This window comes from Microbacterium sp. zg-B185 (assembly GCF_030246885.1).
Taxonomy (GTDB): Bacteria; Actinomycetota; Actinomycetes; order Actinomycetales; family Microbacteriaceae; genus Microbacterium.
This window is the reverse complement of record NZ_CP126739.1, coordinates 1,764,512-1,790,923: the sequence shown is the minus strand read 5'-3', so window position 1 is coordinate 1,790,923 and position 26,412 is coordinate 1,764,512. Positions and strand designations below refer to the sequence as shown.

Sequence of the window (26,412 nt, the reverse complement as noted above, 5' to 3'; positions counted from 1 at the left end):
TCCCCGACCCAGCCTGAGGTCGCCGCTACCAGCCGCGCTCGGAAAGGCGGTGCGGGGCGGCGAGGTCGGTGACGTTGATGCCGACCATGGCCTCGCCCAGGCCGCGTGAGACCTCGGCGATGACCTTCGCGTCGTCGTAGAAGGTGGTGGCCTTGACGATCGCTGCGGCGCGCTCCGCCGGATTGCCTGACTTGAAGATGCCGGAGCCGACGAACACGCCGTCCGCGCCCAGCTGCATCATCATCGCGGCATCCGCGGGGGTGGCCACGCCGCCGGCGACGAACAGGACGACGGGCAGCTTGCCCGTCTCGGCGATCTCGGCGACCAGCTCGTAGGGCGCCTGCAGATCCTTGGCGGCGACGTAGAGCTCGTCCTTCGTCAGCGAGCGGAGGTGGTTGATCTCCCCCGAGATCTTGCGGATGTGCTTGGTGGCCTCGGAGACATCCCCGGTGCCGGCCTCCCCCTTGGAGCGGATCATCGCCGCGCCCTCGTTGATGCGGCGCAGCGCCTCGCCGAGGTTGGTCGCACCGCACACGAACGGGACGGTGAACTTCCACTTGTCGATGTGGTTGACGTAGTCGGCGGGCGAGAGCACCTCGGACTCGTCGATGTAGTCCACGCCGAGCTGCTGCAGGACCTGCGCCTCGACGAAGTGGCCGATCCGGGCCTTGGCCATCACGGGGATCGAGACGGCCTCGATGATGCCGTCGATCATGTCGGGGTCGCTCATGCGCGACACCCCGCCCTGCGCGCGGATGTCGGCCGGAACCCGCTCGAGCGCCATCACCGCGACCGCACCGGCATCCTCGGCGATGCGGGCCTGCTCGACTGTGACGACGTCCATGATGACGCCGCCCTTGAGCATCTCGGCGAGTCCGCGCTTGACGCGGCTCGATCCGTGCTGAGCGGATGAGGGCGCGGGTGTGGTGCTGTCAGTCATACTTCCTGATCTTAGTTGGGCCGCCGCGTTGCTCTCCGCCGCAGGCACCAGGCCACCGGCGGTCTGCAGGACCGGTGCATGGGTGGAGAATCGAGCGGTGAAGATCCTCTCGATCCAGTCCGCCGTCGCGTACGGTCACGTCGGCAACTCCGCCGCAGTCTTTCCGCTCCAGCGGATCGGGGTGGAGGTGCTGCCGGTGTACACCGTGGCCTTCTCCAACCACACCGGCTACGGCTCGTGGCGTGGTCCGATGCTCAGTCCGGATGATGTGCGCGAGATCATCGTCGGCATCGAGGAGCGGGGCGTGCTGGGGCAGATCGATGTGGTCCTGTCGGGGTATCAGGGCGGCGAGGGCATCGCGGATGTCATCCTGGACGCCGTCGCGCGTGTGAAGGCGGCCAATCCCGACGCCCTGTACGCCTGCGATCCGGTGATGGGCAACGCGAAGTCGGGATGCTTCGTCGCACCGGCGATCCCGGTGCTGCTGCGCGACCGGGTCGTTCCTGCGGCCGACATCATCACGCCCAACCAGTTCGAGCTCGGCTTCCTCACCGACACGCAGCCCGACACTCTGGAATCGACTCTGGAGGCGGTGGACCTCGTGCGCGCCACCGGCCCTCGGGTCGTGCTGGTCACCAGCGTGGAGCGCCCGGACCGCGAAGCCGACACCATCGAGATGCTCGCGGTCGACCAGACCGGTGCCTGGATCGTCCAGACCCCGCTGCTGCCGATGAAGGCGAACGGGTCGGGCGACGTGACGGCGGCACTGTTCACCGCCCACTACCGACGCAGCGGGGATGCCGCGGATGCACTGGCACGGACAGCATCCAGCGTGTTCGACCTGCTGGAGCGCACCCATCTGTCCGGTGAGCGCGAGCTGCAGCTCGTCGAGTCGCAGGAGGCCTACGCGCACCCGCGCATGCAGTTCGGGGTCCGTCGCGTCCGCTGATCCGGGCGTTCAGGCGTTCCAGGCGTCGGCCACGACCCGGCGCACCTCGCCGAGCAGCTGGGGCAGCGCCTTGGTCTTGGCGATGATGGGGAAGAAGTTCGCGTCGGCCGTCCACCGCGGCACGATGTGCTGGTGCAGGTGGCCGTCGATGCCCGCACCGGCGACGTGCCCCTGGTTCATCCCGATGTTGAAGCCGTCGCACCGGGAGACCTCGCGCAGCACCCGCATTCCGCGCTGCGTGAGCGCGCCGATCTCGGCGACCTCCTCAGCCGTCGCCTCGTCGTACTGCGAGATGTGCCGGTACGGGCACACCAGCAGGTGGCCCGAGTTGTACGGGTAGAGGTTCAGCAGCACGAAGGCCGTCTCGCCGCGCGCCACGATCAGCGCGTCCTCGTCGGACATCTTCGGGGCGGCGCAGAACGGGCACGCGTCCCGCAACGGCTGCGGACCCGCCTGGATGTATGCCATCCGGTGCGGGGTCCACAGTCGCTGGAACTCGTCCGGCACGCCGGCCAGCGTGGCGGCATCCACCAGCTCGGCATCGTCTGTCACGCCAGATCCTCCGCGGTGTTCACCAGCACCCTCGTCGAGATGGACGTCAAGATGCGCTGCACGGCGTCGTCGATCGGGACGCCGTTCTCCTGCGAGCCGTCGCGGAACCGGAAGGACACGGTGCCGCCGGCACGGTCCTGCTCCCCCGCGATGAGCTGGAGCGGCACCTTCTGCGTCGTGTGCGTGCGGATCTTCTTCTGCATGCGATCGTCGCTGGCGTCGAGCTCTGCGCGCACGCCCTGGCGGCGCAGTGCGACGATCACGTCGTTCAGATAGTCCGCGTACTCCTCGGCGACGGGGATGCCGACCACCTGCACGGGTGCCAGCCAGACCGGGAACGCGCCGGCGTAGTGCTCGAGCAGGATCGCGAAGAACCGCTCGATCGAACCCATCAGCGCGCGGTGGATCATGACCGGGCGCTTCTTGGTCCCGTCACGGTCCGTGAACTCGAGATCGAACCGCTCCGGGAGGTTGAAGTCCAGCTGCACGGTGGACAGCTGCCACGTGCGACCGATCGCATCCCTGACCTTCAGGTCGATCTTCGGGCCGTAGAACGCCGCCTCGCCGGCGACCTCGGTGAGCTTCAGACCGCTGGCCATGGCCACGCGACGCAGCGCGTCGGTCGCCTCGGCCCAGTGCTCCTCATCGCCGATCCACTTCGACTTCTCGTCGTCGCGCATCGACAGCTCCAGTTCGAAGTCGCTGAGCCCGAAGTCGCGCAGCAGCGACAGGACGAACTCCAGCACGTCGGCGACCTCGCCCTCGAGCTGCTCGGGCGTCACGAACAGATGCGCGTCGTCCTGGGTGAAGCCGCGAACGCGGGTCAGGCCGTGCAGGGCGCCGGAGAGCTCGTTGCGGTAGACCGTGCCGTTCTCCGCGAGCCGCATCGGCAGATCGCGGTAGCTGCGCGCGCGTTCCCGGTAGATCAGGATGTGCATCGGGCAGTTCATCGGCTTGAGGTAGTAATCCACGCCCTGCTTGGTGATCTCACCGTTCTCGTCCCGCTCTTCATCCATGTGGATGGGCGGGAACATGCCTTCGGCGTAGGTGACCAGGTGGTTGGACTCGATGAAGAGGTCCTTCTTCGTGATGTGCGGCGTGTACACGTAGCTGTAGCCGGCTGCACGGTGACGGTGCAGCGCGTGCTGCTCCATCTCCTGACGCACGATGCCGCCGCGCGGATGCCACACCGACAAGCCGGAGCCGATCTCGTCGGGGAACGAGAACAGGTCCAGCTCCTTGCCCAGACGCCGGTGGTCGCGCTTGGCGGCCTCCTCGAGACGCTGCTGGTAGGCGCGCAGCTCGTCCTTCGACGGCCACGCCGTGCCGTAGATGCGCTGCAGCTGCGGGTTCTTCTCGCTGCCCCGCCAGTACGCGGCGGCGATGCGGGTCAGGTCCCAGCCGTTGCCGATCAGCCGGGTGCTCGGCAAGTGCGGACCGCGGCACAGGTCCTTCCAGACGACGTCGCCGTCGCGGTTCACGTTGTCGTAGATCGTCAGTTCGCCCGCGCCCACCTCGACGGAGGCGCCTTCGGCGGCTTCCTTGCCCGAGCCGGTGCCGCCCTTCAGGCCGATCAGCTCCAGCTTGAACGGCTCCGCGGCCAGCTCGGCCCGTGCTTCCTCGTCGCTGACGACCCGTCGCACGAATCGCTGGCCTTCGCGGATGATGCGCTGCATCTCCTTGGCGATGGCCTTCACATCCTCGGGCGTGAACGGCTCCTGCACGCCGAAGTCGTAGTAGAACCCATCGGTGATCGGCGGGCCGATGCCCAGGTTGGCCTGCGGGTTGATCCGCTGCACCGCCTGGGCGAGCACGTGCGCCGCCGAGTGGCGCAGGATCGCAAGACCGTCGGGACTGTCGATCGCCACGGGTTCGACGGAATCGGCCTCCGTGACCGTGGTGGCGAGGTCCTTCAGCTCACCGTTGACGCGCAGCGCGACGACGGAGCGGTCGGGGAAGAGGGCGAATCCGTCGGCGGGATAGGTCACGTCCGGCGGGAGGGCGGCGTCAGTCAAGGGACTCTCCAGGGGTGGCTCGGATCAAGGCTACTCAGCTTCGGGCGCGTGGCGCCCCGCCCGCTCAGGCGCCGAGCGTTCGCGTCCCGGCCGCGACGACGGTCGCAGTCGGCGAAACGCGCAATCCCATGCGTCCCAGTCTAGTTGCGGTGCGTCAGAGGTGCTTGAGCGCTTCACGCCGGCTGAGCGGGCTCAGCTCGTGCGTCTCGGCGTAGGCGCGCACCCATTCCGGATGCACCCGCGCACACTCCCGCAGCGCCCAGCCGATCGCCTTTCTGATGAAGAACTCGCGGTCGGCGAGGTTCGGCTCGATCACCGCCGCGAGCAGATCGAGGTCGACGCGATCGCGCCTGCCCAGTTGCGAGATGATCGCGATCCGCCGGATCCACATGTCGGGATCGGTGCTCCACCTCCGCACGAGATCGGCCGTGGCGGCGGGTTCGCGATCGTGCAGAGCGGCGAGGCGGTGCGAGAGCTCGTCGGTGTAGTCCCACCACCTTCCGGTCCGCACCATGTGCTCGATGATCGGCACGACGGCCGCGTCGGCAGCGGCGCCGTCCACGGCCAGGAGGGCGGCCGCCGCGTAACGCTCCTCGCGATACTCCGCGTCGTCCCACAGCTCCCGGGCGGCATCCCGAAGTGCCGCCGGGTCAGCCGCCCCCGCCGATTCCACCGCCGCCCGCGTGAGGCGCCGCACATCGGGCAGGCGCACTCCGCGGAACGGGATCGTCGATTTCATGTACGCCTGCTGCCCGGCCGCGCGGGTGGGGTCCGCTGCGGAATGCAGGGCAGCCCGGATGCGGTCGGCGAGCTCGCTCATGCGGCTCTCCTTTCCGGCTTCGGGGGCGGCTTCAGGTCCGGCGTCAACGCTAGCGGGAGAGGCGCTCCGGACGCTCCGGTGAGGCCGTTCCGGGCGTCGTGCTCCTCGTGCCGGATGTCGGTGGCCCCGGTCAGAATGGATACATGAACAGCCCCGCGATCGCCGCGAAAGAGCGGGCGGATGCGCGGTTGGCGACGTTGTTGCCGCAGCTGGCGGACGCGCGGCGGGAGATGGCGCGGCTGCAGGCGGTGGAGGCACAGCTGCTGGCGGACGCCCAGCGGATCGCGGCGGACTGGGCGGCCGAAGAGGACCCGGCAGCGACCAGTGCCGCGGAGTTCCCGTATCGGTCGGTCGCGGCGGAGATCGGGGCGGTATGGCGCGTCAGCGACCGGTCCGTGCAGCGCCGGCTGGGTGAGGCCGCCGCCCTGGTCGGCGGATACCGCGAGACGCTGGCGGCGCTCGCGGCCGGTGAGATCTCGGCCGCCCACGCCCGGATCATCGTGATGGCCGGAACGGTGATCGACCGGCCGGAGCTGCGGGCCGAGTTCGAAGGGTCTGTGCTGGAGTTCGCCAAGACCGAGTCCGCGTCGAGGCTTGCCCCGGTCGCGAAACGACGTGCCGAGTGGTTCGCGGAGTCCACCATCGATCAGCGGCATCGTCGCGCCCGCGGGCAGCGGCGCGTGTGGGTCACCGACCTTGATGATGCGATGTCCGAGGTGCACGGGATCGTCCCGTCGGTGATCGCCCACGGCATCCGGGACCGCCTCACCCAGCTCGCCCATGCCGTCCAAGACGGTCGCGATCCGGTCGGCCCCGCCGATGCGGTGCAACCCGCGGGGGGTGGCTGGGGCGAGGCCGTGCCGAGCCGCGCAGAGGTCGACACCCGGGGTGTCGATGAGCTGCGGGCGGACATCTTCGCAGACCTGCTGCTGGCCACCGATCCGACCGCGCACACCGGGCCGACCGGACTGGCCGCAGTCCACGCCAGCGTGACCGTGACCGTTCCCGTGCTGACGCTGATCGGCGACGCTGTCGCCGACCCGTTCGAGATCGGGATGCTGGAGGGGCACTCCCCGATCGATGCCGAGACCGCCCGGATCCTGACCGCGAACGCCCCCGGGTGGGACCGCGTCCTCACGCACCCCATCACCGGTGAGGTGCTGGCCGTGGACCGGTACCGGCCCGGCGAAGAGCTGCGCCGGCACCTGCGCGTCCGCGATCAGCACTGCCGCTTTCCCGGATGTCGCATGCCGGCTCGCCGGTGCGACACCGACCACACCGTCGACCATGCCACCGGCGGCCCGACCACGGCGCAGAACCTGGCGCACCTGTGCCGTCGACATCATTCCCTGAAACACCACACCGCATGGCGGGTCCGACAGCGGGGCGGCGGTGTTCTGGAATGGACCAGCCCCACCGGCCGGACCTACACCGACATCCCGGTCAGCACGGTGGCCTTCGCCCCTGACCCGGAATGCGACCTTCAACCCGCACCTTTCTGATTGCCAGACTGCGATTGCCAGACTGCGCCGGGGGCGTTCCCCAGCCCACGCCTCGCATTCCGGCAGAGGTGCGAGTGGACAAGGGAAGCACCGTGCCGGAATCTTGTGCGATGTGCGCCGGTGCTGCGGTGAAGGTCGTCACGGTGGTCGTCGCGGTCAGCGCGTTCCTGGCGGAATGCTCCCCCAGCGGGGCGGCACGTCCGCACGAGGGGTCGACCATGCCCGCTGACACCGTCGTCGAGGAGCTCCGCGTCGACGTCGACGACCTCTTCGATCCCGGGCCGCCGGCATTCAGGCAGCGTGACCCGCTGCCATCCTGCGGAACCGTGGAGCTGACCCAGGGCGAGCAGACGCCGGCGGACGCGATCGCTTGCGTCGACGGTGCGGGTGCGGCCGGGGCGGAGCTGGTGGTGACCGCACCGACTGTCGAGGGAGATCCCGTCACGACGTATTTCCGGGCGCTCCCGGGCGGCGGCATCGAGATGTTCGTCGATCTTTCGGAGGACATGTTCGCCGGTGAGCGCTCGTCGTGGCTTCACGTATCGTGCCCGCTCGCCACCTCCATTCAGACGGCCCGCGGCGCGAACTGCCGGAGCGACGAGCGGTGAATCCCATCAGGTCAGGCGGCGGGTGGTGAGGAGGTGCTGGAGGATCGAGCCGGCCGGCACGGATGCGGGATCGTATTTGTAGCTGAGCTTCTGCACGATGGAGATCTGGTCGATCACTCCTGCCACGTCGGCAGACCAGGGCTCCATCATGCTCAGCTGGAGGACGTGGCTGGACGCGCTCGAGAGATGGCCGGCCTCGGACCATTGACCACGGAACTCGGGGATCAGTGCCCGCAGGGCCTCGAAGATGCGGTGGTAGAGGAAGTAGTCCGGCAGATCGTCCCGCTCTGCCCACCACATCTCCAGCGCCGCGCGCTGCAGCCGGATGACGAGCGAGCCGGGGACGGCCGCGATGAACCAATTGCCGATCTGTCCGGTGGCCCAGCGCGGGTAGAGCACGCCCCCGCTCAGGAGCGGTCGGATCACCTCGCCGAGCGGGCGGGGCACCCAGCAGGTCGCGTCGACCCAGATCCCGCCGTAACGGTCCAGGAGCGCGCTCCGCACGTAATCGGCGAAGTGTGCAGGACGGTCGCGCTCCAGGACGGTGTGGATGCGCGAGGGGATGTCGATCAGCTCCCGCACGCTGACAGCATCCAGGAGTCGAACGCCGGGATGCATCCGTTGGAGTTGGGCGGTGCACGCGCGGACGATGTCCGGAGCGTCGTGCGCACCGGTGTTCCAGTAGGAGTACACCGCAAGCGGCACGTCGCGCGAACGAGCCAGGTCTTGCGCGGCCAGTCGCCTGCCCAGGGCGGAACTTCCCGGTCCGGCCGGAAGCCCCGCTGCGTGGCGAAGCGCGTCCCTGCGCTCGCGGAAGAACTCCGTGACGAGGCGACTCCCCCGGCGCACTGCCGCCGGGTCCAGGATGTCCTTGAACTTCTCGACGCGTGCGAGCTGGGCCGCCAATCCAGCCAGGAACGACGAGGGCGCCCCATCCTCCCCCGCGCCGGTGCGGTCGAGGTCAGCCATGGTCCAGTGTTCCACGAGCATCCGCGCTACGTTGGCGAGACTTCAACGAAAGGCACCGTCGAATGGATGACTACGGCCCCGGCGTCGCTGCCGGTTTCGCCTTCATCGTCCTGGGGATCGTTCTGTACCTCGGCACCATCGCGCTGGTGCTGTGGATCGGATATCTCATCATGCGTACCGCCGTGAAGAACGGCATCCTTCTTGCTGATGCCGAACGCGGTCGCCCGACGCTCGGTGGCGGACCGGGTCCCTCTGCGCCGGCAGGCTGGTACGACTCCAGCCAGGGCCGTCGCTATTGGAACGGTCAGCAGTGGACAACACCGCCGCCGGTTCCCGGCAGGTGAATCCCGAAAAACAGAAACCCCCGGTATCCCGGGGGTTTTCTCTGTGCGCGAGGTGGTCAAGGTCATCAAGATCGACGAGGCGTCCATCGGACAGGCCGGCAACGCGTACAACGCGAACACCGCATGGCGGGGACGTGCCGGGTGAACAACCACGACTCTGAGAGTGAAGCGCATGAGCATAAACGGCTTCGGCCTGAGCAAAGACGGCGTGACAAACGAAGGCGCAGCAGAGGAGGAAGCACAGCACCTGGCGGCACTGATCATCTCAGGCTCAGCGCCGGCAAACGAACTGCGCCGCCTTCTTTACGCCAGCAAGCCGACGGAGTCGTAGAGCCGATCCCAGGAGGGCCCCTCCAGCCTTCCCGCAAAACCTTCCGGGTATAGGCATCTTCTCTCTCCCGAAAAGGCGACAGCGTGAAGGGCCCGCGCCTCGGCTACGACCACGATGACTACAAGGGTCGCAATGTCGTCGAACGCGGCTTCAACGACACGAAGCAATGGCGTGGTCTCGCGACCCGTTATGACAAACTCGCGCCCACCTACCGCGGCGGTGCCGTCCTCCGTGCAATCACCCTCTGGCTGCGTCGGTTGGACAGTCTGTCACGATGAGTGGATGAACTCTTCTGGGGCTGACCCCGCACTCGTACCCGAGCTGCTGGTCCGCGACACGCTGAAGAGCATCCAATTCTGGTGCGGGCTCTGCGGGTTCGAGATCGACTATCAGCGCCCCGAGGAGGGCTTCGCCTACGTCTCGCTAGGCTCCGCGCACATCATGCTCGAGCAGCGCGGCGTCGGGCGAAACTGGATCACCGCGCCGCTGGAACCGCCACTCGGACGAGGAATCAACTTCCAGATCAGCGTCCCAACCGTTGACCCAATTCTCACGTCACTTCGCGACGCCAACTACCCGCTATTCATGCCGCCCGAGACGAAGTGGTACCGCATCGGAGACCTCGACGAAGCCGGAGTCACCCAATTCCTCGTCACGGACCCCGACGGATATCTCGTTCGCTTCCAAGCATCCCTGGGCCACCGACCAATCGTGCATTAGGGAGACTCGCCCTAGGTCGCCAGCGCCCGGCACACCTGTAGTCGCGTATACGGTCAAGACCCCGTCGTCGCGTGGAGCCGTCCTGGACACCGTCGAGGATCTCGTGGAGCTCTGACGAAAAGTTCCTTCGAGTCGGCGCCCTTGTCGGGCTAGTGACGCAGGATCCGTCTTGAGGGGATACAAAACCGGTACGAGTGTGGTGCAGTTGAATCCTGAGGTTCATAGTCGTCACGCTTGAAGGGGGAAAGTGTGCAGAATCATCGCGCTCCGCGATTGCGCCCGGCACTGCGACTGATCTCCGGCATCGCGATTACTGGGATCATTGCGGCCACAGTCTGGTTCGGATTCGCGGCCGTCAACGAGTCCGGCGCTCAGATGGCCGCAGCCAGCGCGACGGCAGCAGCTTTGGTAAGCGGTTGGTCCGCGGCATTCGCAGCCATCAAGGCCAAGTTGAAGTCGCCCGAGGCAGCACGAGCCTAGTCGTCGCTATCCGGCTCCCCATTGACTATTCGCTCCCCTCGCTCTTCTTTGGCCGAGGCACCAGGAGCGTCGCTCAACCTCTGTCCCCAGGCGATGACGGCGTTTTAGGACGACGGCGGCGCGGTAGATGACGGCGTGCTGTCGAAGCGGGTGGCGAGGCCGCGCCACTGCTTCAAGCGCGCGTAGCCGCGCTCGATTACGTTGGGTGGGCCCGGTAGACCGTGGAACGTGCGACGCCGAACAGCTCCGCGATCGCGGATGGTGTGGGTTCCGTGGCGGTGCAGGTTCACCAGATGTCTCTCTTGCGCAGCCGAGAGTTTCGGCTCCTTACCGCGGAGGCGACCTTTGGCCTTGGCGACGGCCATGCCTTCGCGGGTGCGCATCCGGATTAGGTCGGACTCGAACTGTTTAGCATTTCGCGGGACACCCGACGCCCCGCATAGCTGACTGCTGAAGCGCTTCGCGCGCGATCCGCAAGCGGATCCTCCCGAGGGGCGAATGTGTGTGAACGGAGCGTACTGGTTAGCCTCGGAGGGTGGCGCATCGAGGCATCTTCGTGGAGGTCGAGATCGACGCACCTCTCGAACAGGTGTGGGACGTAACCCAGCATGCTGAGCAGCACGGCCGGTGGGATCTCCGTTTCTCCAGCATCCGGCCCGCCGGCACTGACGAGCACGGCGCAACGAGCTTCGCTTACACCCGCAGGGTCCCGTTCCACACGGTTGCCGGGGTGGGCGTAAGCCTCGGTGAGCGATCACGACCCGATGGAACCCGCACCTCGGCATTGCGGTTCTCGACCACAGATCGGTTCTCGCCAATCCGTAGCGGTCGCGGGTATTGGCGGTATGCGCCCGTGGAGGGCGAACGAACACGGTTCACCACGGGGTATGACTACACGCCCGGATGGGGACGCCTCCTCGACAAGGTGGCCCGACCATTGCTGGGGTGGGCGACCGCGTGGAGTTTCGACCGCCTCCGCATCTGGATCGAATGCGGGGAAGAGCCCGAGAGATGGCCCGTGCACAGCATCCTGTGGTTCTGGAACCCGGGCAGGCCACGGGCATCCCGCTGCCGCCGCGCACCGTTGGGCGGGTCCCGACGCGACGATCACCTTCGTGACGCGCCGCCCACGCTCGCGACACTGCCCGACCCGGCGGCTATCTGATGAGTTCCATCTTCGAGGAAGCCATGGGCAGGGATTTTGAGCGTCTGCACCCGATGTTGCAACGCCGCTTCGGGGTCGGAGTCGACCGGGGTGAAGCGTGCGTCGGTCTCGGGACAATGACCCAGATCCGACGCGGACCCTGGTGGACGGTCCCTTTCCTGCAGATCGGACGGCTCCGCAACATCCTGATCCCGGACACCGGCACCGACATCCCGTTCATCATCGAGAACTATCCGTATCGGGACCCGTTCGGTCGAGAGACTGTCACCTTCGTGCGCGAGTACACGATCAACGACCACCGAAGCCGATTCGACGCGACGATGGTGCTCGCGGACGGGCGCATTGTGGACTACCTCGGCACCCACCAGCACCTCGCCGTCGACCTCGCCCTGACCGTCGATGAGACCGGAGCGCTCATCCTCACCTCTGACGCTCAACGTTTCTACGAAGGACCGATCGCCTTCCGTTTCCCCATGATCTTCAGCGGGCGCGCACGCCTCAGGGAATCATTCGACGAGCGAACCAACACGTTTCACGTCGACCTGGAAGTCCACAACGACCGGTTCGGGTTCCTCTTCGGCTACACCGGGTCCTTCACTTGCGAATGGATCCCCGTCATCGACGCCCCCGAACGCCTCAAGCCCAAACGCCACGAGAACCGGATCTAACCGATAGCGGATCCCGTGCGGGCACAACTCGGGCTGAGTAACGGTGCTCGAACGCGTTACAGCGTCGCGGTGACGGACCGGCTTCCGGGCGGGACGCCGGCGCGGTTTAATCGCGAAGGGGCGCTGGGTGCCAGCCGTCAATCTTGGATGAAGGAATGCAGAGTCGACATCAGTTGGGTCTTCTGCGAGCCGATCCAGAAGAGGTGACTTGGGGAACTGAGTTCGACGAGGTCGGCGTCGGGGATGACGCGCGCGAAGTCCTCCGCATGGGTGAACGACACCCCACCGTCGCTTCTGGAGGCCGTCACCATGGTCGGGCACTTTACGGCTGACATCGCCTTACGCCGCGCGTCAGCCCCGCGGGGATGCGCTTGGCGCAGGTCATTCGTGAAGCCGGAATCCGAGCGCATGGCACGGAACAGGCTCTGGGCCTCATCCTTGTCGGCCACACTCATCTGATCCCACCACTGGCTGGTGGGGAGGCTCGATAGCTGGGACAACATCATTCGTAACCCGGCGTCGGACCGCACGACACTTCGCACCAAGCCCCAGACCGCACCCTGCAAGAGAGGCGAGAACACCACCGGGCCGAGGAGCGCCTCTGCGCGGGTGTCGGGGTATTGCTTGGTCGAGGGTGCGCAACTGTGAAGAATCAGGCGCTGCACGGTCGGCCCGCCGCCAGCAGCGACGTGCACCGCCTGCAGTCCCCCGAACGAAACCCCCACAGAGGCAGCGACCGAGGAAATCCCGAGCTGTTCACACACCTCCCCCACCAGCGGGGTGAACTCCGCAGCGGTGAGCCGGCCAACCCGGGTACCGCCATAGCCGGGACGTGAGAACGAGATGACCTCGTGGCCCAACCCGGCATACAAGCTCCGCCCGCAGTCCGTGGTCGCGCGGCAATGACCACCGGGAAAGAACAGCACCGCTGACCTGTCCCCGGGCACGTGCAGGATCTCCACCGCCCCTGCGCTCGTCGAAACGAGCCGCGTGCCCACCATCGCCCCAGTGTGGCGGTGTTCGAAACTGCGCGGTAGTCGACCGGCGTGCGGTCGGTCTGCGAGGCCTTTCTATCGGCGTGCCCTCAGGCACCTCCGGGCGGCAAGACTCCCACGATGACGAGGGGGACCAGCACGACCCCGATGATCACGAACATCAGGCCAGCAATACGGTTGAGGTGGACCTGCAGTCGTCCTGTCCGCTCGGTGTAGCCGATCCGCTGACCCAAGTGGGAGGCCGTGCGCTCCAGCGCGAAAGGGCGCAGGGCGAAGAATGCGCCCATCCCGATCGCAGCAATCGCCCACAGGAGGACGAAGATCGCTGAGCCGCTCACGTCTGCAGCGATACGCACCCCTTCCTCGATAGACCTCACGGTCCCATCTACGAAACGATCGTCGACGATTCGGGGCCATTCACGCTAAAGGACCGGCTTCGCACTCGAGGCACGTTCGACCCGGGCTAATCAAAGGCATCCTCGGGTAGAAGGATGTCGTCGGGGCGTAGCGCGCCGCCGATCGAATAGATCCGCCACGGTCACGAAGGCCTCGACGTGCCGTTCGGGCTGAGTGCGGCCGGGCACCACGTCGGTGACATGCGGCAGGGTTGAGGGCATGACCTTGACGACGCCCACGCAGACAGAGGCACTCGATGTCCTGCGCGCCCTCGTCGGGCGCGACGACGCCGACTTCCACGACGGCCAGTTCGAGGCCATCGATGCCCTCGTCGACGGTCACCGCCGCGCGCTCGTGGTGCAGCGCACCGGGTGGGGGAAGTCGGCGGTCTACTTCGTCGCGACCCTGCTCCTGCGCCGGCGCGGCGCAGGGCCCACCGTGCTGGTCTCGCCCCTCCTGGCGCTCATGCGGGACCAGATCGCCGCGGCGCAGCGAGCGGGTGTGCGGGCAGTCGCGATCAACTCGACGAACGCGCACGAGTGGGCTGATGTGCTTGCGCAGCTCGACCGCGACGAGGTCGACGTGCTGCTGGTCTCTCCCGAGCGACTCAACAACCCATCGTTCCGCGACGAGCAATTGCCACAGCTGGTGGCACGGATCGGGCTTCTCGTCGTCGACGAGGCACATTGCATCAGCGACTGGGGTCACGACTTCCGCCCCGACTATCGACGACTTCGCGACCTCATCGCGCGCATACCCGCGGGCGTCCCGGTGCTGGCGACGACCGCGACCGCCAACAGCCGCGTCGTGGCGGATGTCGCCGAGCAGCTCGGCGTGCCCGACGAGAGCACCGGCTCATCCGAGGTCCTCATCATCCGCGGGGCCCTCGCTCGCACGTCGCTGCGGCTCGGCGTGCTCCGCCTGCCGAACGCGCCGACCCGACTCGCGTGGCTTCTCAGCCATCTCGGCGAGCTCCCCGGCTCCGGAATCATCTACACGCTCACCGTTGCGGCGGCCAACGACACGGCCCGGCTGCTGCGCGACCGCGGGTACGAGGTGCGTGCGTATACCGGTCAGACCGATCCGGACGAACGCGAGGAGTCCGAGTCGCTCTTGAAGGACAACCGGGTCAAAGCCCTCGTCGCCACCAGCGCTCTGGGCATGGGATTCGACAAACCCGACCTCGGGTTCGTCATCCATCTCGGTGCGCCCTCATCGCCGGTGTCGTACTACCAGCAGGTCGGCCGCGCAGGGCGCGCCACCGCCTCCGCCCATGTGCTCCTCCTTCCCGGCGTCGAAGATCGCGACATCTGGCACTACTTCGCCACCGCGTCGATGCCCGACCGAGACCGGGCCGAGCGCGTGCTCTCGGCCCTTTCGGCCGCGGGAAGCCCGCTGTCGACGCCGTCCCTGGAGGCCATGGTCGACATCCGGCGCACGCCGCTGGAGCTGCTGCTGAAGGTGCTGGATGTCGACGGGGCGGTCGCCCGCGTGCGGGGCGGATGGATGGCGACCGGCCGACCGTGGACGTACGACGAGGACCGCTACCGACGGATCGCCGCGGAACGCGTCGCCGAGCAGCAGCACATGATCGAGTACGAGGAGACCACCTCGTGCCGCATGGATTTTCTGCAGCGCTCCCTGGACGACGACACCGCGACGCCGTGCGGACGCTGCGACAACTGCGCCGGAGCGTGGTTTCCCACCGCGATCGGCGACGACGCCACGGAAGCTGCATCCGCCGCCCTCGACCGTGTCGGCGTGCCGCTCGAACCGAGGCGACAGTGGCCGACCGGCGCCGACCGGCTCGGCGTGCCCGTTCGTGGCCGCATCCTCGCTGAGGAGCAGGCCGACGAAGGCAGGGCGCTTGCCCGGCTGACCGACCTCGGATGGGGTGGAACCCTGCGCGAGATGTTCGCGGCAGGCGCCGCGGACAGCCCGATCCCGCCGAACGTGCTCGCCGCCTGCGTCCGAGTGCTGGCCGGCTGGGGGTGGGCCGAGCGTCCGGTCGCCGTGGTGGCGATGCCCTCCCGATCGAGGCCGCAGCTCGTGGACTCCCTGGCGCGCGGAATCGCCGACATTGGGCGGATGCCGATGCTGGGAGCCTTGGACCTGGTGGAGGGCGGGCCCAGCGGCGGGCCGGGCGGCAACAGCGCCTTCCGGCTCGCCGGGGTTTGGGAGCGGTTCAGCGCGGCCGCCCTGGCCGTTCCGACCGGTCCCGTGCTGCTCGTCGACGACCTCGTCGACAGCAGGTGGACGGTGACGGTCGCGGCGCGTGAGCTGCGCCGAGCCGGGGCGACCGCGGTCCTTCCGTTCACCCTCGCGCTCCGGGGATGACCATCGCCGTCTCGAGAGTGGCGATTCCGGTCGTTGCGTACCTCGCCGCCAGCGCCAGCATGTCCGGTCCGGTCGCAGGACTGCGCCGCGGCCAGCCTCACACTCACGTCGAGGATCAGTTCAGGTCTTCGGTATCGGAGCGCTTACCCGCGACGATGTCCGTGAAGATCTGGCCGAGTCTCTCCGCGCGCGTGAGGATCGTGTCGCCGGGCTGCAGGTACACGCCGGCCGCGTGGGCGTCGCGAACGTAGACCTTCAAAGCGGAGCGACCGTCAGCCGAGAATCCCGCCGAACAGCAGCGACACCATCATCGCGACGATCACAGTGTTGAACGTGAAGGCGAAGAGGACGTTGATACGGACGACCGTCCACGCTCGACGTGAGCGGATCGTCGCCGACACCGTCGCCGCCATGGTGGAGACCAGGATCGCGAGGGTCAGATAGTCGGTGAAGCGTGGATCGCCGTCGATGTTGATATCGATGGGGACGTCGTCGTCTTCGTCCGTGAAGGCCAGGCGAAGATACTCGAGCGCGAAGGAGTAGACCATCATCGCCCATGAGCTGGCGACCGTGAGAAGACCGAGGAGGATGAACAGCCAATCCCCCTGGAACGCCGGGTTCTGAGCGACGACGATGGTCAGCATGACGGCGACCAGCGCGCCGGTCAGGGCCCAGTTCGAGGCGCCACCGTACCCCAGGATGCGGGTCCACCAGCGTCGCAGGGATCGAGTCTCTTGCCGGGCCACCGTCGCGAGGCCCCTCGGACCGCGTTGAGCATAAACGACATGTGTCCACGCCAGATAAATCGCCACGAACGCCGGCCATGCCACAAGGTAGAACGCGATGGCCACCGTTGCCGGGTCGCGCTCGGCGGGGTCGTTGCGCGAGAGCACGATGAGCACGGCCAGAGCGACTCCCACCGCGCCGGAGATGAGTGAGCTCCAATTCGCTCTCGCGAGATCGCTCACATATCGGACCGCCACGGCACCATGGTCGCACAGGGGTGTGCCCTTCCCGCCAGCGTGAAGCCCTATGCGCGCCCACTCGCACGCGTGGTGGCCCCTACGTTTTGGGCTTTCAGAAGGGCAAACTTTGAAAGTTTACGCGAAAGTTGCGCGAAGATCGCCCTATTGCGATGGCCCGGAAACGAGAAAACCCCCGGGATCCCGGGGGTTTTTCTCTGTGCGCGATACTGGGATCGAACCAGTGACCTCTTCCGTGTCAGGGAAGCGCGCTACCGCTGCGCCAATCGCGCCCGTGCAGGGCTGTTCAGTTGTGAGTGGAGGTGGCGACGGGATTCGAACCCGTGTAAACGGCTTTGCAGGCCGGTGCCTAGCCGCTCGGCCACGCCACCGCGTGTGGTTTGACCCCACGTGCCATGGTCCCTCCGGAGAGGGACCCAACACTCGAGCGGATGACGAGACTCGAACTCGCGACCCCAACCTTGGCAAGGTTGTGCGCTACCAACTGCGCTACATCCGCGTTTCCGGATTGCTCCGGGCACTTCCATGACTTTAGCCGATGCACGGCGCCGTGCAAAACCACGCGGAGCTCGCGCGTGTCACCTGCCCCGGGCGTTCGTCGGAGCCCGGCGCATCCGGTAGGCTCGGAAGCCGACCCCGCAAGGTCATGGGCGATTGGCGCAGTTGGTAGCGCGCTTCCTTCACACGGAAGAGGTCATCAGTTCGAGTCTGGTATCGCCCACCACGGACCGCAGGTTCAGCTCTCCACCTCCCAGCCGTATCGGTGATGCAGCGCGTCGGCGACGCGGGAGAACCGCTCGCGATCCAGCGCGGATGCCTCGCGTCGCATGCCGTCGGTGTGCACGCTGTAGATCTGATCGATGTCGACCCATGAGGCTCGCCCCTGGGCATCCCACGGACCCGCGCCGATGCTGAGGAAGTCCCGGTCCCCGTCGTGCGATCTGCTCGTCAGCCGCACCGCGAAGACACGTGATCGGTCGGCCTGCCGACCGATCACCAGCACCGGGCGGTCCTTGCCGCGGCCGTCGTTCTCGGTGTACGGCACCCACGTCCAGACGATCTCCCCGGCATCCGGTTCGCCGTCCCGGTCGGGCGCATAGCTGATCCGCAACCCTCTCGCGGAGGGGGGTTCGATCTCGATGGTCGCGGTGGCGGCATCCTGTCCGGGTGTCCCCGCTCGTGAGCGGATCGGCTCGGGCGCTCGCGCGGGTCGGAACAGGCGCTTGAGGGCGCTGAGGATGCCTCGGGGTTCGGTCACGGCTTCACACTAGGCGCCGTCCGCCGGGCACAGCGAAGGGCGCCGCGGCTGCCCGCGACGCCCTGCACTGTGCTGATGATGGTCAGTCGACGAGGGCGTAGCCCTCTTCGCCGTGCACCACGGTGTCGACGCCGGCGATCTCATCCTCGTTCTTGACCCTGAAGCCCATGGTCTTCTCGATCGCGAAGCCGATGAGCAGCGCGACGATGAAGGAGTAGACCATGACCCCGAGTGCGGCGATGACCTGGAGGACCAACTGCTCCCAGCCGCCACCGAGGAACAGGCCGGTATCCGTGGCGAAGAAGCCGAGGTAGACGGTTCCGATCAGACCACCGACGAGGTGGATGCCCACCACGTCGAGCGAGTCGTCGAAGCCGAGCTTCCACTTCAGCTCGATCGCCAGTGCGCACACCGCGCCGGTGACCACGCCGAGCAGGAGCGCCCAGCCGGGTGCGAGGTTCGCGCAGGCCGGGGTGATCGCGACGAGGCCCGCGACGGCGCCCGAGGCGGCACCCACAGAGGTCGCCTTGCCGTCCTTGAGCTTCTCGACGATGAGCCAGCCGATGATGGCAGCCGCGGTTGCTCCGATGGTGTTGATCACGATGAGACCGACGCTGGAGTCCTCGGTGCCGAGCAGGTTGAACGTGCCCTCGGCGCCGGCGTTGAAGCCGAACCAGCCGAACCACAGGATCGCCGCGCCGAGCATGACCAGCGGAACGTTGTGCGGCTTGTGGATGCCCTTCTGGAATCCGATGCGCTTGCCCAGCACGAGCGCCAGGGCCAGTGCTGCGGCGCCGGCGTTGATGTGGACTGCGGTTCCACCGGCGTAGTCGATGACGCTCGTGGAGAAGCCGAAGGTCTCGCCGAGGCTCATGATCCAGCCGCCGCCCCAGACCCATGCGGCGACCGGGAAGTACACCAGCGTGACCCAGACACCGGCGAAGATCAGCCACGCGCCGAACTTCGCCCGGTCCGCGATGGCACCGGAGATGAGCGCGACGGTGATGATCGCGAACGTCGCGCCGAACGCGACGCCGACCAGCGTGTCGCTGTCGGCCGTGGCCAGGCCGAAGTCGGAGAAGGGGTTGCCGGCGAATGCCCACGGGGAGCCGACCGCGCTCATGTTGAACCCGTAGAGGATCCAGAGCACGCTCACCAGGCCCAGTGCCCCGAAGCTCATCATCATCATGCTGACGACGCTTTTCGCCTTGACGAGGCCGCCGTAGAAGAAGGCCACGCCCGGTGTCATAAAGAGCACTAGTGCTGTCGCAGCGACAGACCAGGCCAGGTTTCCGCTATCCATGAGAGTCCTCATCCATGTGTCGTGTTACTCAGTGGCCCGAGGCCGCCGCGGAGTCGGGTCGCGGCTGTTCGGGCCAGGCCAGTCTGACGAGCGGGGGTTTCCGGCGACGGGCAGGTCGTGTTTCGCGTCTGTTACGCGAGGTCGCTCAGCGTAAACATCACGTTTCGCCGGCGTGAGAACTCGACGTGAATCAGCGGATGAGGCTCAGTCGAGAGTCGAGGCGATCAGCCGCGAGATGGCGCGCAGGTACTTCTTGCGGTACCCGCCGGCGAGCATCTCCTCGGGGAAGACCAGATCGAGGCTCTCCCCCGTGGCTCTGATCGGCAACTGAGCGTCGTAGACGCGGTCGATGAACGCGACGAAGCGCAGGGCCGCGGACTGATCGGTCAGCGGCGCGACGTCGCGCAAGCCGACCAGCGACAGGCCGTCGATCAGACGGATGTACCGCGAGGGATGCACCGTCGCCAGGTGCGCCACGAGTGCCGGAAAGGCATCGTCCGAAACGAGGCCGGTGGTGGCGGCACCCGCGATCGTCGCCTGGTAGTCGGCCACCGTGAGCACGGCGGCATGTCCATCCAGGGCGCGATGCCGGTAGTCGGTGCCGTCGATGCGCTGAGTCTGGAAGCTCGCGGCCATCGCGTGGATCTCCCGCAGGAAGTCCTGCGCGGCGAAACGCCCTTCGCCCAGGGCGTTCGGCGGAGTGTTGGATGTCGCGGCCAGCCGCGTGCCGGATGCCACGAGTTCGGCGAGCAGCCGTGTCATGACCATCGTGTCGCCGGGATCGTCCAGCTCGAACTCGTCGATGCAGAGCAGATCGGAGCCGCGGAACAGCTCGACGGTGTTCTGATATCCGAGTGCCCCGACCAGCGCGGTGTACTCGATGAACGAACCGAAGTACTTCCGGCGAGCCTGCATCGCGTGATAGATCGATGCCAGGAGGTGCGTCTTGCCGACACCGAACCCGCCATCCAGGTAGACGCCCGGCTTGAGCTCGGGCCCCTTCTTGGCTCGCCGGAACAGGCCGGTCCGCGCCGCCGGCGCAGCGACGCCGGAGAACGCCATCAGCGCGTCCTTCGCGTCCTGCTGTGACGGATACGCCGGGTCGGCGCGATACGACTCGAACGTCGCGTCGGTGAACTGCGGCGGAGGCACCAGCGAGGCGACCATTTCCGCACCCGAGATCTGCGGGGCGAGTTCGGTGAGGTGAACGATTCCCGTGCGGGTCGCGGTGGGTGTCATCCTGCTGATCCTGTGTCGGGGTCTTACGGAGTGTGTGCGCTCCCGCGCCCGGGAATCTAGGCTCGGAGAGACGGTCCCACCCTACGCCGTCCATCCCGCCACCCCGACCGAGGAGCCCCGGTGCCCGTCGACTTCGACACGTCATCCCCCAAGTTCGCCGAGTACTCCGAACCGGGGCGTCTCGTCACCGGCGAGTGGCTGGAGGCGCGCCTGAACGAGCCCGGCCTCGTCGTGGTCGAATCCGACGAGGACGTCCTCCTCTACGAGACCGGCCACATCCCCGGCGCGGTCAAAGTCGACTGGCATACCGAGCTGAACGACCCGGTGGTCCGGGACTACGTGGACGGCGAGGGCTTCGCGAAGCTGCTCAGCCGCAAGGGCATCTCGCGCGACGACACGATCGTCATCTACGGCGACAAGAACAACTGGTGGGCCGCCTACGCGCTCTGGGTGTTCTCACTGTTCGGCCACGAGGACGTCCGGCTGCTGGACGGCGGCCGCGACAAGTGGATCGCGGAAGGTCGCCCGATCACCACCGATGCGCCGACCCGGCAGCCGACGGACTATCCCGTCGTCGCGCGCGATGACAGCAGTCTGCGCGCCTATAAGGACGATGTACTCGCGCACCTGGGCGAGCCGCTGATCGATGTCCGCTCCCCGGAGGAGTACGACGGAACGCGGACCACCGCACCGGCCTACCCCGAAGAGGGGGCGCTGCGGGCGGGACACATCCCGACGGCCAAGAGCGTGCCCTGGGCGCGCGCGGTGGCGCCAGACGGCGGTTTCAAGCCGCGCGCGGAGCTGGACGCCATCTATCGCGGCGAGGTCGGCCTCTCCGACGGCGACGACGTCATCGCGTACTGCCGGATCGGAGAACGTTCCAGTCACACCTGGTTCGTCCTGCGGCATCTGCTCGGGTTCGACAACGTCCGCAACTACGACGGGTCGTGGACGGAGTGGGGCAGCGCGGTGCGCGTGCCGATCGTGATCGGCCCCGAGCCTGGGAGCCTTCCGGCCTGAGCGATCTCGCGATCCGTCCGGGTCGGATCGGGCCGTGGGAAGATGGAGGAGATGACCACGCACGTTCTGCCCGACTCTCTCGCGGAGATCCGCGACGAGTTCCTCGAGCTGCCTGAAGCCGACCGCCTGCAGCTACTGCTGGAATTCTCCAACGAGCTGCCCGCCGTACCGTCTCGGTTCGACGAGCACCCGGAGCTGCGCGAGCGCGTGGCGGAGTGCCAGTCCCCCGTCTACATCGTCATCGATGTGGACGACGATGGCACGGTCGCCATGCACGCCACCGCACCCAAGGAGGCGCCCACCACGCGCGGATTCGCCAGCATCCTGGTCCAGGGCATCACCGGGCTGACGGCCGATCAGGTGCTCGCGATCCCCGACGACTTCCCGCAGAGCATCGGCCTCACCCGGGCCGTCTCCCCGCTGCGCATCGCCGGCATGAGCGGCATGCTCCGGCGTGCCAAGCGCCAGGTCGCCGCCAAGCGCGCTGCCTGACCGAAGTCGCCGCTGCGGCGGTCAGGACGCGGTCAGTCCCTGACGCTCCAGCCAACCGCGGATGCTCTGACTCCACCGCTCCTGGTCGTAGTTCCACAGCTTCGTGTGGCGCGCCACCTCGAAGACCTGCATCTCGACCAGATCCGGCCGTGCCAGCGCGAGGTCGTGGGACGCGTCCGACGGGACGAAGCCGTCATCGTCGCTGTGCAGGATCAGGATCGGATGCCGCAGCTCGGATGCGCGGGCGACCACGTCCAGACGGTCGAAGGGGATCGCCGCACCGACGCCCGTCATGGGCGTCGCCCACTCCGTCTTCAGCGCGCCGATCGCGATGCCGGTGACGGCGGCGGGGAGCCGCATCAGCTTGGCCTGGTACCCCAGGACGGCCCGCCAGTCCACGACCGGGGACTCCAGGATCAGTCCCGCGATCGCTTCGCGGTGTGCGGAGTTCAGCTCGAGCTGCAGGGCGATGGCGCCGCCCATCGACCAACCCATCAGGATGATCCGGCGGGCTCCGCGGCGCCGGGCGAAACCGACAGCGGCATCGACGTCCCGCCACTCGGTCGCCCCCAGCGCGTACGTACCGGTGCGGCTGCGCGGCGCCTCGCCGTCGTTGCGATAGGACACCACCAGCGAGGTGATGCCCAGGGCGTGGAAGACCGGTACCGCCCTGAGGCATTCGGCTCGGGTCGTGCCGCGCCCGTGCACCTGGATCACCCAGACCTCGCCGTCGCCGGCGGGGAACAGCCACGCCGGACACGGTCCGACGCTGGATCCGATGAGCTCTGCGGTGAAGGGGAGGTGCAACTCCCCCGGCTGGTCGTAGTACCACCCGCTGAAGGCCGCATCCGGTGAGATGCGGGTCTGCGTGCCGATGTGGGTCAGCAGCTTGCGTTTGACGCTGGTGGCGTCCTCGGCCAGGACGGAGCCGAGCTTGACGTAGCTCTCGGTGCCATCGGTGAAGAGGCCGTATCTGCCCGGCAGCTCGGTGTCCGGTGTGCGGGCCAGGGTGATGGTCTGGGCCGCGGTGTCCAGCGAGAGGATCCGGGTGTCCGCCACCCGCACGGCCGGCGTGACGACGCGGCGTGCGATGCGCAGGGAAAACACCGTGAGCGCGGAGAGCACGACGGCCAAGGCGGCGCTGATCACGGTGAGCGCGGCCTTGACTCCGAGAAGGAGTGCGGGAGAAGAGGCACCGCGCATCGCGGCGCGCCTGAAGACGACCATTGGGGCCCCACTCTAGTCTTTCGGCGTGGCTGCCCATCGTCCCCCGACCGAGCCGCCGTCGTTCGAGCGTGCGACGGCGGACCTGCGATCGACCGTGTTCCGCAGTGATCTCTCGGTCCGGGAGATCCCCGCGCCGGCCGGTCTCGCACCCGAGTGCATCGCCCTGGCCGGCGACGTCCGCCCGGAGCAGGAGGGCGTGGACTCGCCGTACGGGACGGGGCGGTTCATCCTGCTCCACGACCCGGACGAGCCGGAACCGTGGGGCGGTGCGTGGCGCATCGTGTGCTTCGCACAGGCGCCGCTGGAACCTGACATCGGTGTGGACCCGCTCCTGGCGGATGTGGCATGGTCGTGGCTGATGGACGCCCTGGATTCCCGACACGCCCGCTACCACTCCGCCTCAGGCACCGCGACCAAGACCCTCTCGAAGGGCTTCGGCGGGCTGGCCGCGGAAGGCGACGGCGCGCAGATCGAGCTGCGCGCATCCTGGACGCCCGAGGGCAGCATGAGGCCGCACGTGGAGGCCTGGTCCGAGTTGGTGTGCATGCTCGCCGGTCTGCCGCCGGGCTCCGAGGACATCGCTGTGCTCGGCTCGCGCAAGGCTGCGCGTGGCTGAGTACACCGTCATCACCGACGCCGCCGGGTACGCGGATGCCGTCGCCAGGCTCTCCGGCGGAACCGGCCCGGTCGCCGTCGATGTGGAACGCGCCTCGGGCTTCCGCTACTCGCAGCGCGCCTATCTCGTCCAGATGTTCCGCCGCGGGTCCGGCGTGTTCCTGTTCGACCCGCCCGCCGTCGGAGACTTCAGCGCGCTGCAAGAGGCGATCGGCTCGGTGGAATGGGTCCTGCACGCCGCCAGCCAGGATCTGCCCTCGCTGCGTGAGCTCGGGTTGGAGCCGGAGACCATCTTCGACACCGAATTGGCCGCACGGCTGCTCGGTCACGCGCGCGTCGGGCTCGGCGCCGTCGTGGAGGACACGCTCGGGATCAGCCTGGCCAAGGCGCACTCCGCCTCGGACTGGTCCACTCGCCCACTCCCGCAGTCCTGGCTCGAGTATGCGGCGCTGGATGTCGAGCATCTCGTCGACGTGCGAGACGTGCTGGTCGCCGAACTCGCCGAACAGGGCAAGACGGAGTTCGCGGCGGAGGAGTTCCGCGCCGTGCTCGATCGCATCCCGAAGCCGGCACGGGAAGAGCCGTGGCGGCGTCTCAGCGGGCTGCACGCCGTCCGGGGCCGCCGGGCGCTCGCCGTCGCACGGGCGCTGTGGACGGCGCGCGAGGACTACGCACGAGAGCAGGATGTCTCGCCGGGCCGTCTCGTTCCCGACCGTGCACTGCTCGCGGCGCTCATCGCCGACCCGAAGAGCAAGCAAGAGCTGGCGCAGATCAAGGAGTTCACCGGCCGGGCGAGCCGGACTCAGCTGGACAGATGGTGGGCCGCCTTCGAGGCCGGACGCGCCGACCCCGATCTCCCGCTCGAGCGCGCGAGCGGTGGGGATTCGATCCCGCCTGCGCGCGCGTGGCCTGATCGCAATCCCGAGGCGGACGCGCGGTTGAAGGCCGCACGACCGGTCGTCGAGGCGCGCGCCGAAGAACTCACGATGCCCACCGAGAACCTGCTCACGCCCGAACTGCTGCGGCGGGTGGCCTGGGCGCCTCCGGTGCCTCTGACCGCGGCATCCGTCGGCGAGATGTTGGCCGAACTCGGCGCTCGCCCGTGGCAGATTGCGCAGACTGCACAGCTGATCGCGGATGCCTTTGTGCAATCCGTGCAAAGCCCTGCTCCGGACCCGGAGAACGCTTCGTAGGTTCGACCCAACCGATACCGGGCCTTTCGACCCGCCTCCTAGGCTGAGATCATCCCTAATTACGGAGGCAGAGTGGCCGAGATCTCGGACGTCTTTTTCGTCGATGGTATGCGTACGCCCTTCGGGCGCGCCGGCGAGAAGGGCATGTATTGGAACACCCGAGCCGACGACCTGGCGGTCAAGGCGAGCATCGGGCTCATGGAGCGAAACCCGAACGTTCCCGCGGAGCGCATCGACGACGTCGCGATCGCCGCGACCTCGCAGACAGGTGACCAGGGCCTGACCCTCGGCCGCTCCGTGGCGATCCTCGCCGGCCTGCCCGTGACGGTGCCCGGCTTCGCGATCGACCGGATGTGCGCGGGGGCGATGACCAGCGTCACCACGATGGCCGGATCCATCGGCATGGGCATGTACGACCTCGCCCTGGCGGGCGGCGTCGAGCACATGGGTCGCCACCCGCTGGACGGCAGCAACGTCGACCCGAACCCGAGGTTCGTCGCCGAGAAGCTCGTCAGTGCGGACGCCCTGAACATGGGTCTCACCGCCGAGCGCATTCACGACCGCTTCCCCGACCTGACCAAGGAGCGCGCCGACCGGTTCGGAATGCTCAGTCAGCACAAGGTGCAGGCCGCCTATGAGGCCGGCAAGTTCCAGCCCGACCTGGTGCCGGTGGCGATCAAGGACGCCGACGGTACGTGGGGGTTGGCCACCGAGGACGAGGGCCGGCGTCCGGAGACCACGATGGAGGGTCTCGCCGGGCTGAAGACGCCCTTCCGCCCGCACGGTCGGGTGACGGCGGGGACGTCGTCGCCGCTCACCGACGGCGCGACGATGTCGCTGCTGGCCGGCGGCACCGCCGTGAAGGAGCTCGGACTGACGCCGAAGATGAAGCTCGTCTCGTTCGCGTTCGCCGGAGTGCAGCCCGAGATCATGGGCATCGGCCCGATCCCGTCCACCGAGAAGGCGCTGCGCAAGGCGGGCCTGACCATCGAGGACATCGGCCTGTTCGAACTGAACGAGGCGTTCGCCATCCAGGTGATCTCGCTCCTTGACCACTTCGGAATCGCGGATGACGACCCCCGCGTCAATCAGTGGGGCGGCGCGATCGCGCTGGGACACCCCCTGGCGGCATCCGGTGTGCGTCTGATGATCCAGCTCGCGGCGCAGTTCGCCGAGCGTCCGGACGTGCGCTACGGTCTGACCGCCATGTGCGTCGGTCTCGGACAGGGCGGCTCGGTCATCTGGGAGAACCCCTTCTACAACGGCAAGCGGAAGAAGTGAGCAGCGCGAC

The 26,412-nt window shown here is 67.7% G+C and carries 28 protein-coding genes, 4 tRNA genes and 1 pseudogene; 16 read left to right on the top strand and 17 right to left on the bottom strand.

Annotated elements, in window-relative coordinates; all coding sequences use genetic code 11:
* Positions 1-25: 25 nt before the first annotated feature.
* Complete coding sequence (gene pdxS, locus QNO12_RS08600) at positions 26-940, bottom strand: pyridoxal 5'-phosphate synthase lyase subunit PdxS (RefSeq protein WP_257503745.1); 915 nt, start codon at positions 938-940, stop codon at positions 26-28.
* Positions 941-1,037: 97 nt separating this feature from the next.
* On the opposite strand from pdxS, the gene pdxY reads away from it, so the two are divergent.
* Entirely contained in the window at positions 1,038-1,889 is an 852-nt protein-coding gene (pdxY, locus tag QNO12_RS08595) for a pyridoxal kinase PdxY (RefSeq protein WP_257503746.1), read from the top strand.
* A 9-nt stretch (positions 1,890-1,898) separates the two neighbouring features.
* On the opposite strand, the gene QNO12_RS08590 is transcribed toward pdxY, so the two are convergent.
* The 3 genes from QNO12_RS08590 to QNO12_RS08580 all read right to left on the bottom strand — a co-directional run bounded on the left by QNO12_RS08590 (position 1,899) and on the right by QNO12_RS08580 (position 5,276).
* The gene (locus QNO12_RS08590; RefSeq protein ID WP_257503747.1) at positions 1,899-2,441 is read right to left on the bottom strand and encodes an HIT family protein; all 543 of its coding nucleotides are present in this window, start codon (positions 2,439-2,441) and stop codon (positions 1,899-1,901) included.
* Positions 2,438-4,456: a threonine--tRNA ligase gene (thrS, locus tag QNO12_RS08585; RefSeq protein WP_257503748.1), complete on the bottom strand. Its 2,019-nt coding sequence runs from the start codon at positions 4,454-4,456 to the stop codon at positions 2,438-2,440. The genes QNO12_RS08590 and thrS overlap by 4 nt, the downstream gene beginning before the upstream one ends.
* Positions 4,457-4,610: 154 nt before the next feature.
* The gene (locus tag QNO12_RS08580; RefSeq protein ID WP_257503749.1) at positions 4,611-5,276 is read right to left on the bottom strand and encodes a DNA alkylation repair protein; all 666 of its coding nucleotides are present in this window, start codon (positions 5,274-5,276) and stop codon (positions 4,611-4,613) included.
* A gap of 143 nt (positions 5,277-5,419) precedes the next feature.
* Between QNO12_RS08580 and QNO12_RS08575 the strand changes: the two genes are divergently transcribed.
* Both QNO12_RS08575 and QNO12_RS08570 read left to right on the top strand, forming a co-directional pair.
* The gene (locus QNO12_RS08575; protein ID WP_257503750.1) at positions 5,420-6,778 is read left to right on the top strand and encodes an HNH endonuclease signature motif containing protein; all 1,359 of its coding nucleotides are present in this window, start codon (positions 5,420-5,422) and stop codon (positions 6,776-6,778) included.
* A gap of 74 nt (positions 6,779-6,852) precedes the next feature.
* Positions 6,853-7,386, top strand: a complete 534-nt coding sequence (locus QNO12_RS08570; RefSeq protein WP_285178378.1) for a hypothetical protein — start codon at positions 6,853-6,855, stop codon at positions 7,384-7,386.
* Between the two features lie 6 nt (positions 7,387-7,392).
* Here the strand turns inward: QNO12_RS08570 and QNO12_RS08565 are convergent, their stop codons facing one another.
* Complete coding sequence (locus QNO12_RS08565) at positions 7,393-8,355, bottom strand: capsular polysaccharide synthesis protein (protein ID WP_257503752.1); 963 nt, start codon at positions 8,353-8,355, stop codon at positions 7,393-7,395.
* Between the two features lie 62 nt (positions 8,356-8,417).
* Between QNO12_RS08565 and QNO12_RS08560 the strand changes: the two genes are divergently transcribed.
* The 4 genes from QNO12_RS08560 (at position 8,418) to QNO12_RS08545 (ending at position 9,750) form a co-directional block, all read left to right on the top strand.
* Positions 8,418-8,699 (top strand): hypothetical protein, encoded by a 282-nt coding sequence (locus tag QNO12_RS08560; RefSeq protein ID WP_257503753.1) that lies wholly within the window; start codon positions 8,418-8,420, stop codon positions 8,697-8,699.
* A 172-nt stretch (positions 8,700-8,871) separates the two neighbouring features.
* Positions 8,872-9,030: a hypothetical protein gene (locus QNO12_RS08555; RefSeq protein ID WP_257503754.1), complete on the top strand. Its 159-nt coding sequence runs from the start codon at positions 8,872-8,874 to the stop codon at positions 9,028-9,030.
* Between the two features lie 83 nt (positions 9,031-9,113).
* Positions 9,114-9,308, top strand: a complete 195-nt coding sequence (locus QNO12_RS08550; RefSeq protein WP_257503755.1) for a transposase — start codon at positions 9,114-9,116, stop codon at positions 9,306-9,308.
* 4 nt (positions 9,309-9,312) lie between these two features.
* Complete coding sequence (locus QNO12_RS08545; protein ID WP_257503756.1) at positions 9,313-9,750, top strand: bleomycin resistance protein; 438 nt, start codon at positions 9,313-9,315, stop codon at positions 9,748-9,750.
* Positions 9,751-10,426: 676 nt separating this feature from the next.
* Here QNO12_RS08545 and QNO12_RS08540 read toward each other — a convergent pair.
* A pseudogene (locus QNO12_RS08540) lies at positions 10,427-10,637 on the bottom strand (helix-turn-helix domain-containing protein); the annotation flags it as partial.
* Positions 10,638-10,765: 128 nt separating this feature from the next.
* Here QNO12_RS08540 and QNO12_RS08535 point away from each other — a divergent pair.
* The gene (locus QNO12_RS08535; RefSeq protein ID WP_308209080.1) at positions 10,766-11,395 is read left to right on the top strand and encodes an SRPBCC family protein; all 630 of its coding nucleotides are present in this window, start codon (positions 10,766-10,768) and stop codon (positions 11,393-11,395) included.
* The gene (locus QNO12_RS08530; RefSeq protein ID WP_257503757.1) at positions 11,395-12,063 is read left to right on the top strand and encodes a DUF4166 domain-containing protein; all 669 of its coding nucleotides are present in this window, start codon (positions 11,395-11,397) and stop codon (positions 12,061-12,063) included. The genes QNO12_RS08535 and QNO12_RS08530 overlap by 1 nt, the downstream gene beginning before the upstream one ends.
* A gap of 137 nt (positions 12,064-12,200) precedes the next feature.
* On the opposite strand, the gene QNO12_RS08525 is transcribed toward QNO12_RS08530, so the two are convergent.
* Entirely contained in the window at positions 12,201-13,064 is an 864-nt protein-coding gene (locus QNO12_RS08525) for an alpha/beta fold hydrolase (protein WP_257503758.1), read from the bottom strand.
* Between the two features lie 83 nt (positions 13,065-13,147).
* Complete coding sequence (locus QNO12_RS08520) at positions 13,148-13,414, bottom strand: hypothetical protein (protein ID WP_257503759.1); 267 nt, start codon at positions 13,412-13,414, stop codon at positions 13,148-13,150.
* Between the two features lie 259 nt (positions 13,415-13,673).
* Between QNO12_RS08520 and QNO12_RS08515 the strand changes: the two genes are divergently transcribed.
* Positions 13,674-15,791, top strand: coding sequence for a RecQ family ATP-dependent DNA helicase (locus QNO12_RS08515; protein WP_257503760.1), 2,118 nt, complete (start codon positions 13,674-13,676; stop codon positions 15,789-15,791).
* A gap of 115 nt (positions 15,792-15,906) precedes the next feature.
* On the opposite strand, the gene QNO12_RS08510 is transcribed toward QNO12_RS08515, so the two are convergent.
* The 5 genes from QNO12_RS08510 to QNO12_RS08490 form a co-directional block, all read right to left on the bottom strand.
* Positions 15,907-16,050, bottom strand: a complete 144-nt coding sequence (locus QNO12_RS08510; protein ID WP_257503761.1) for a hypothetical protein — start codon at positions 16,048-16,050, stop codon at positions 15,907-15,909.
* Between the two features lie 13 nt (positions 16,051-16,063).
* Positions 16,064-16,774 carry a DUF1345 domain-containing protein gene (locus tag QNO12_RS08505; protein WP_257503762.1) on the bottom strand — a complete coding sequence of 237 codons (711 nt, stop codon included), beginning with the start codon at positions 16,772-16,774 and terminating at the stop codon, positions 16,064-16,066.
* A 200-nt stretch (positions 16,775-16,974) separates the two neighbouring features.
* A tRNA-Val gene (locus QNO12_RS08500) sits at positions 16,975-17,046 on the bottom strand.
* A gap of 25 nt (positions 17,047-17,071) precedes the next feature.
* Positions 17,072-17,145 (bottom strand) — tRNA-Cys (locus tag QNO12_RS08495).
* A gap of 55 nt (positions 17,146-17,200) precedes the next feature.
* Positions 17,201-17,273: transfer RNA gene (locus QNO12_RS08490), tRNA-Gly, on the bottom strand.
* 149 nt (positions 17,274-17,422) lie between these two features.
* Here QNO12_RS08490 and QNO12_RS08485 point away from each other — a divergent pair.
* Positions 17,423-17,498 (top strand) — tRNA-Val (locus tag QNO12_RS08485).
* 12 nt (positions 17,499-17,510) lie between these two features.
* Here QNO12_RS08485 and QNO12_RS08480 read toward each other — a convergent pair.
* From QNO12_RS08480 to zapE, 3 genes are all read right to left on the bottom strand, one after another.
* Positions 17,511-18,032 (bottom strand): type II toxin-antitoxin system PemK/MazF family toxin, encoded by a 522-nt coding sequence (locus QNO12_RS08480; protein WP_257503763.1) that lies wholly within the window; start codon positions 18,030-18,032, stop codon positions 17,511-17,513.
* An 82-nt stretch (positions 18,033-18,114) separates the two neighbouring features.
* Complete coding sequence (locus tag QNO12_RS08475) at positions 18,115-19,335, bottom strand: ammonium transporter (RefSeq protein WP_257503764.1); 1,221 nt, start codon at positions 19,333-19,335, stop codon at positions 18,115-18,117.
* Positions 19,336-19,539: 204 nt separating this feature from the next.
* Complete coding sequence (gene zapE / locus QNO12_RS08470; RefSeq protein ID WP_257503765.1) at positions 19,540-20,574, bottom strand: cell division protein ZapE; 1,035 nt, start codon at positions 20,572-20,574, stop codon at positions 19,540-19,542.
* 120 nt (positions 20,575-20,694) lie between these two features.
* On the opposite strand from zapE, the gene QNO12_RS08465 reads away from it, so the two are divergent.
* Together QNO12_RS08465 and QNO12_RS08460 are read left to right on the top strand one after the other, a co-directional pair.
* Positions 20,695-21,594 carry a sulfurtransferase gene (locus tag QNO12_RS08465; protein WP_257503766.1) on the top strand — a complete coding sequence of 300 codons (900 nt, stop codon included), beginning with the start codon at positions 20,695-20,697 and terminating at the stop codon, positions 21,592-21,594.
* Between the two features lie 51 nt (positions 21,595-21,645).
* Complete coding sequence (locus QNO12_RS08460) at positions 21,646-22,086, top strand: SufE family protein (protein ID WP_257503767.1); 441 nt, start codon at positions 21,646-21,648, stop codon at positions 22,084-22,086.
* A 21-nt stretch (positions 22,087-22,107) separates the two neighbouring features.
* Here the strand turns inward: QNO12_RS08460 and QNO12_RS08455 are convergent, their stop codons facing one another.
* Entirely contained in the window at positions 22,108-23,313 is a 1,206-nt protein-coding gene (locus tag QNO12_RS08455) for an alpha/beta hydrolase family protein (RefSeq protein WP_257503768.1), read from the bottom strand.
* A 25-nt stretch (positions 23,314-23,338) separates the two neighbouring features.
* Here QNO12_RS08455 and QNO12_RS08450 point away from each other — a divergent pair, with 25 nt between their 5' ends.
* The 3 genes from QNO12_RS08450 to QNO12_RS08440 all read left to right on the top strand — a co-directional run bounded on the left by QNO12_RS08450 (position 23,339) and on the right by QNO12_RS08440 (position 26,402).
* Positions 23,339-23,929, top strand: coding sequence for a DUF3000 domain-containing protein (locus QNO12_RS08450; RefSeq protein WP_257503769.1), 591 nt, complete (start codon positions 23,339-23,341; stop codon positions 23,927-23,929).
* Complete coding sequence (locus tag QNO12_RS08445) at positions 23,922-25,121, top strand: ribonuclease D (RefSeq protein ID WP_257503770.1); 1,200 nt, start codon at positions 23,922-23,924, stop codon at positions 25,119-25,121. The genes QNO12_RS08450 and QNO12_RS08445 overlap by 8 nt, the downstream gene beginning before the upstream one ends.
* A 72-nt stretch (positions 25,122-25,193) precedes the next feature.
* Positions 25,194-26,402, top strand: coding sequence for a thiolase family protein (locus QNO12_RS08440; RefSeq protein ID WP_257503771.1), 1,209 nt, complete (start codon positions 25,194-25,196; stop codon positions 26,400-26,402).
* The last annotated feature ends 10 nt before the right edge of the window (positions 26,403-26,412 follow it).

Coding starts and splice junctions, on each gene's coding strand:
- pdxS (WP_257503745.1), bottom strand. CDS start 940: ATGACTGACAGCACCACACCCGCGCCCTCATCCGCTCAGCACGGATCG.
- QNO12_RS08580 (WP_257503749.1), bottom strand. CDS start 5,276: ATGAGCGAGCTCGCCGACCGCATCCGGGCTGCCCTGCATTCCGCAGCG.
- QNO12_RS08575 (WP_257503750.1), top strand. CDS start 5,420: ATGAACAGCCCCGCGATCGCCGCGAAAGAGCGGGCGGATGCGCGGTTG.
- QNO12_RS08565 (WP_257503752.1), bottom strand. CDS start 8,355: ATGGCTGACCTCGACCGCACCGGCGCGGGGGAGGATGGGGCGCCCTCG.
- QNO12_RS08560 (WP_257503753.1), top strand. CDS start 8,418: ATGGATGACTACGGCCCCGGCGTCGCTGCCGGTTTCGCCTTCATCGTC.
- QNO12_RS08555 (WP_257503754.1), top strand. CDS start 8,872: ATGAGCATAAACGGCTTCGGCCTGAGCAAAGACGGCGTGACAAACGAA.
- QNO12_RS08545 (WP_257503756.1), top strand. CDS start 9,313: ATGAACTCTTCTGGGGCTGACCCCGCACTCGTACCCGAGCTGCTGGTC.
- QNO12_RS08530 (WP_257503757.1), top strand. CDS start 11,395: ATGAGTTCCATCTTCGAGGAAGCCATGGGCAGGGATTTTGAGCGTCTG.
- QNO12_RS08525 (WP_257503758.1), bottom strand. CDS start 13,064: ATGGTGGGCACGCGGCTCGTTTCGACGAGCGCAGGGGCGGTGGAGATC.
- QNO12_RS08515 (WP_257503760.1), top strand. CDS start 13,674: ATGACCTTGACGACGCCCACGCAGACAGAGGCACTCGATGTCCTGCGC.
- QNO12_RS08475 (WP_257503764.1), bottom strand. CDS start 19,335: ATGGATAGCGGAAACCTGGCCTGGTCTGTCGCTGCGACAGCACTAGTG.
- zapE (WP_257503765.1), bottom strand. CDS start 20,574: ATGACACCCACCGCGACCCGCACGGGAATCGTTCACCTCACCGAACTC.
- QNO12_RS08460 (WP_257503767.1), top strand. CDS start 21,646: ATGACCACGCACGTTCTGCCCGACTCTCTCGCGGAGATCCGCGACGAG.
- QNO12_RS08455 (WP_257503768.1), bottom strand. CDS start 23,313: ATGGTCGTCTTCAGGCGCGCCGCGATGCGCGGTGCCTCTTCTCCCGCA.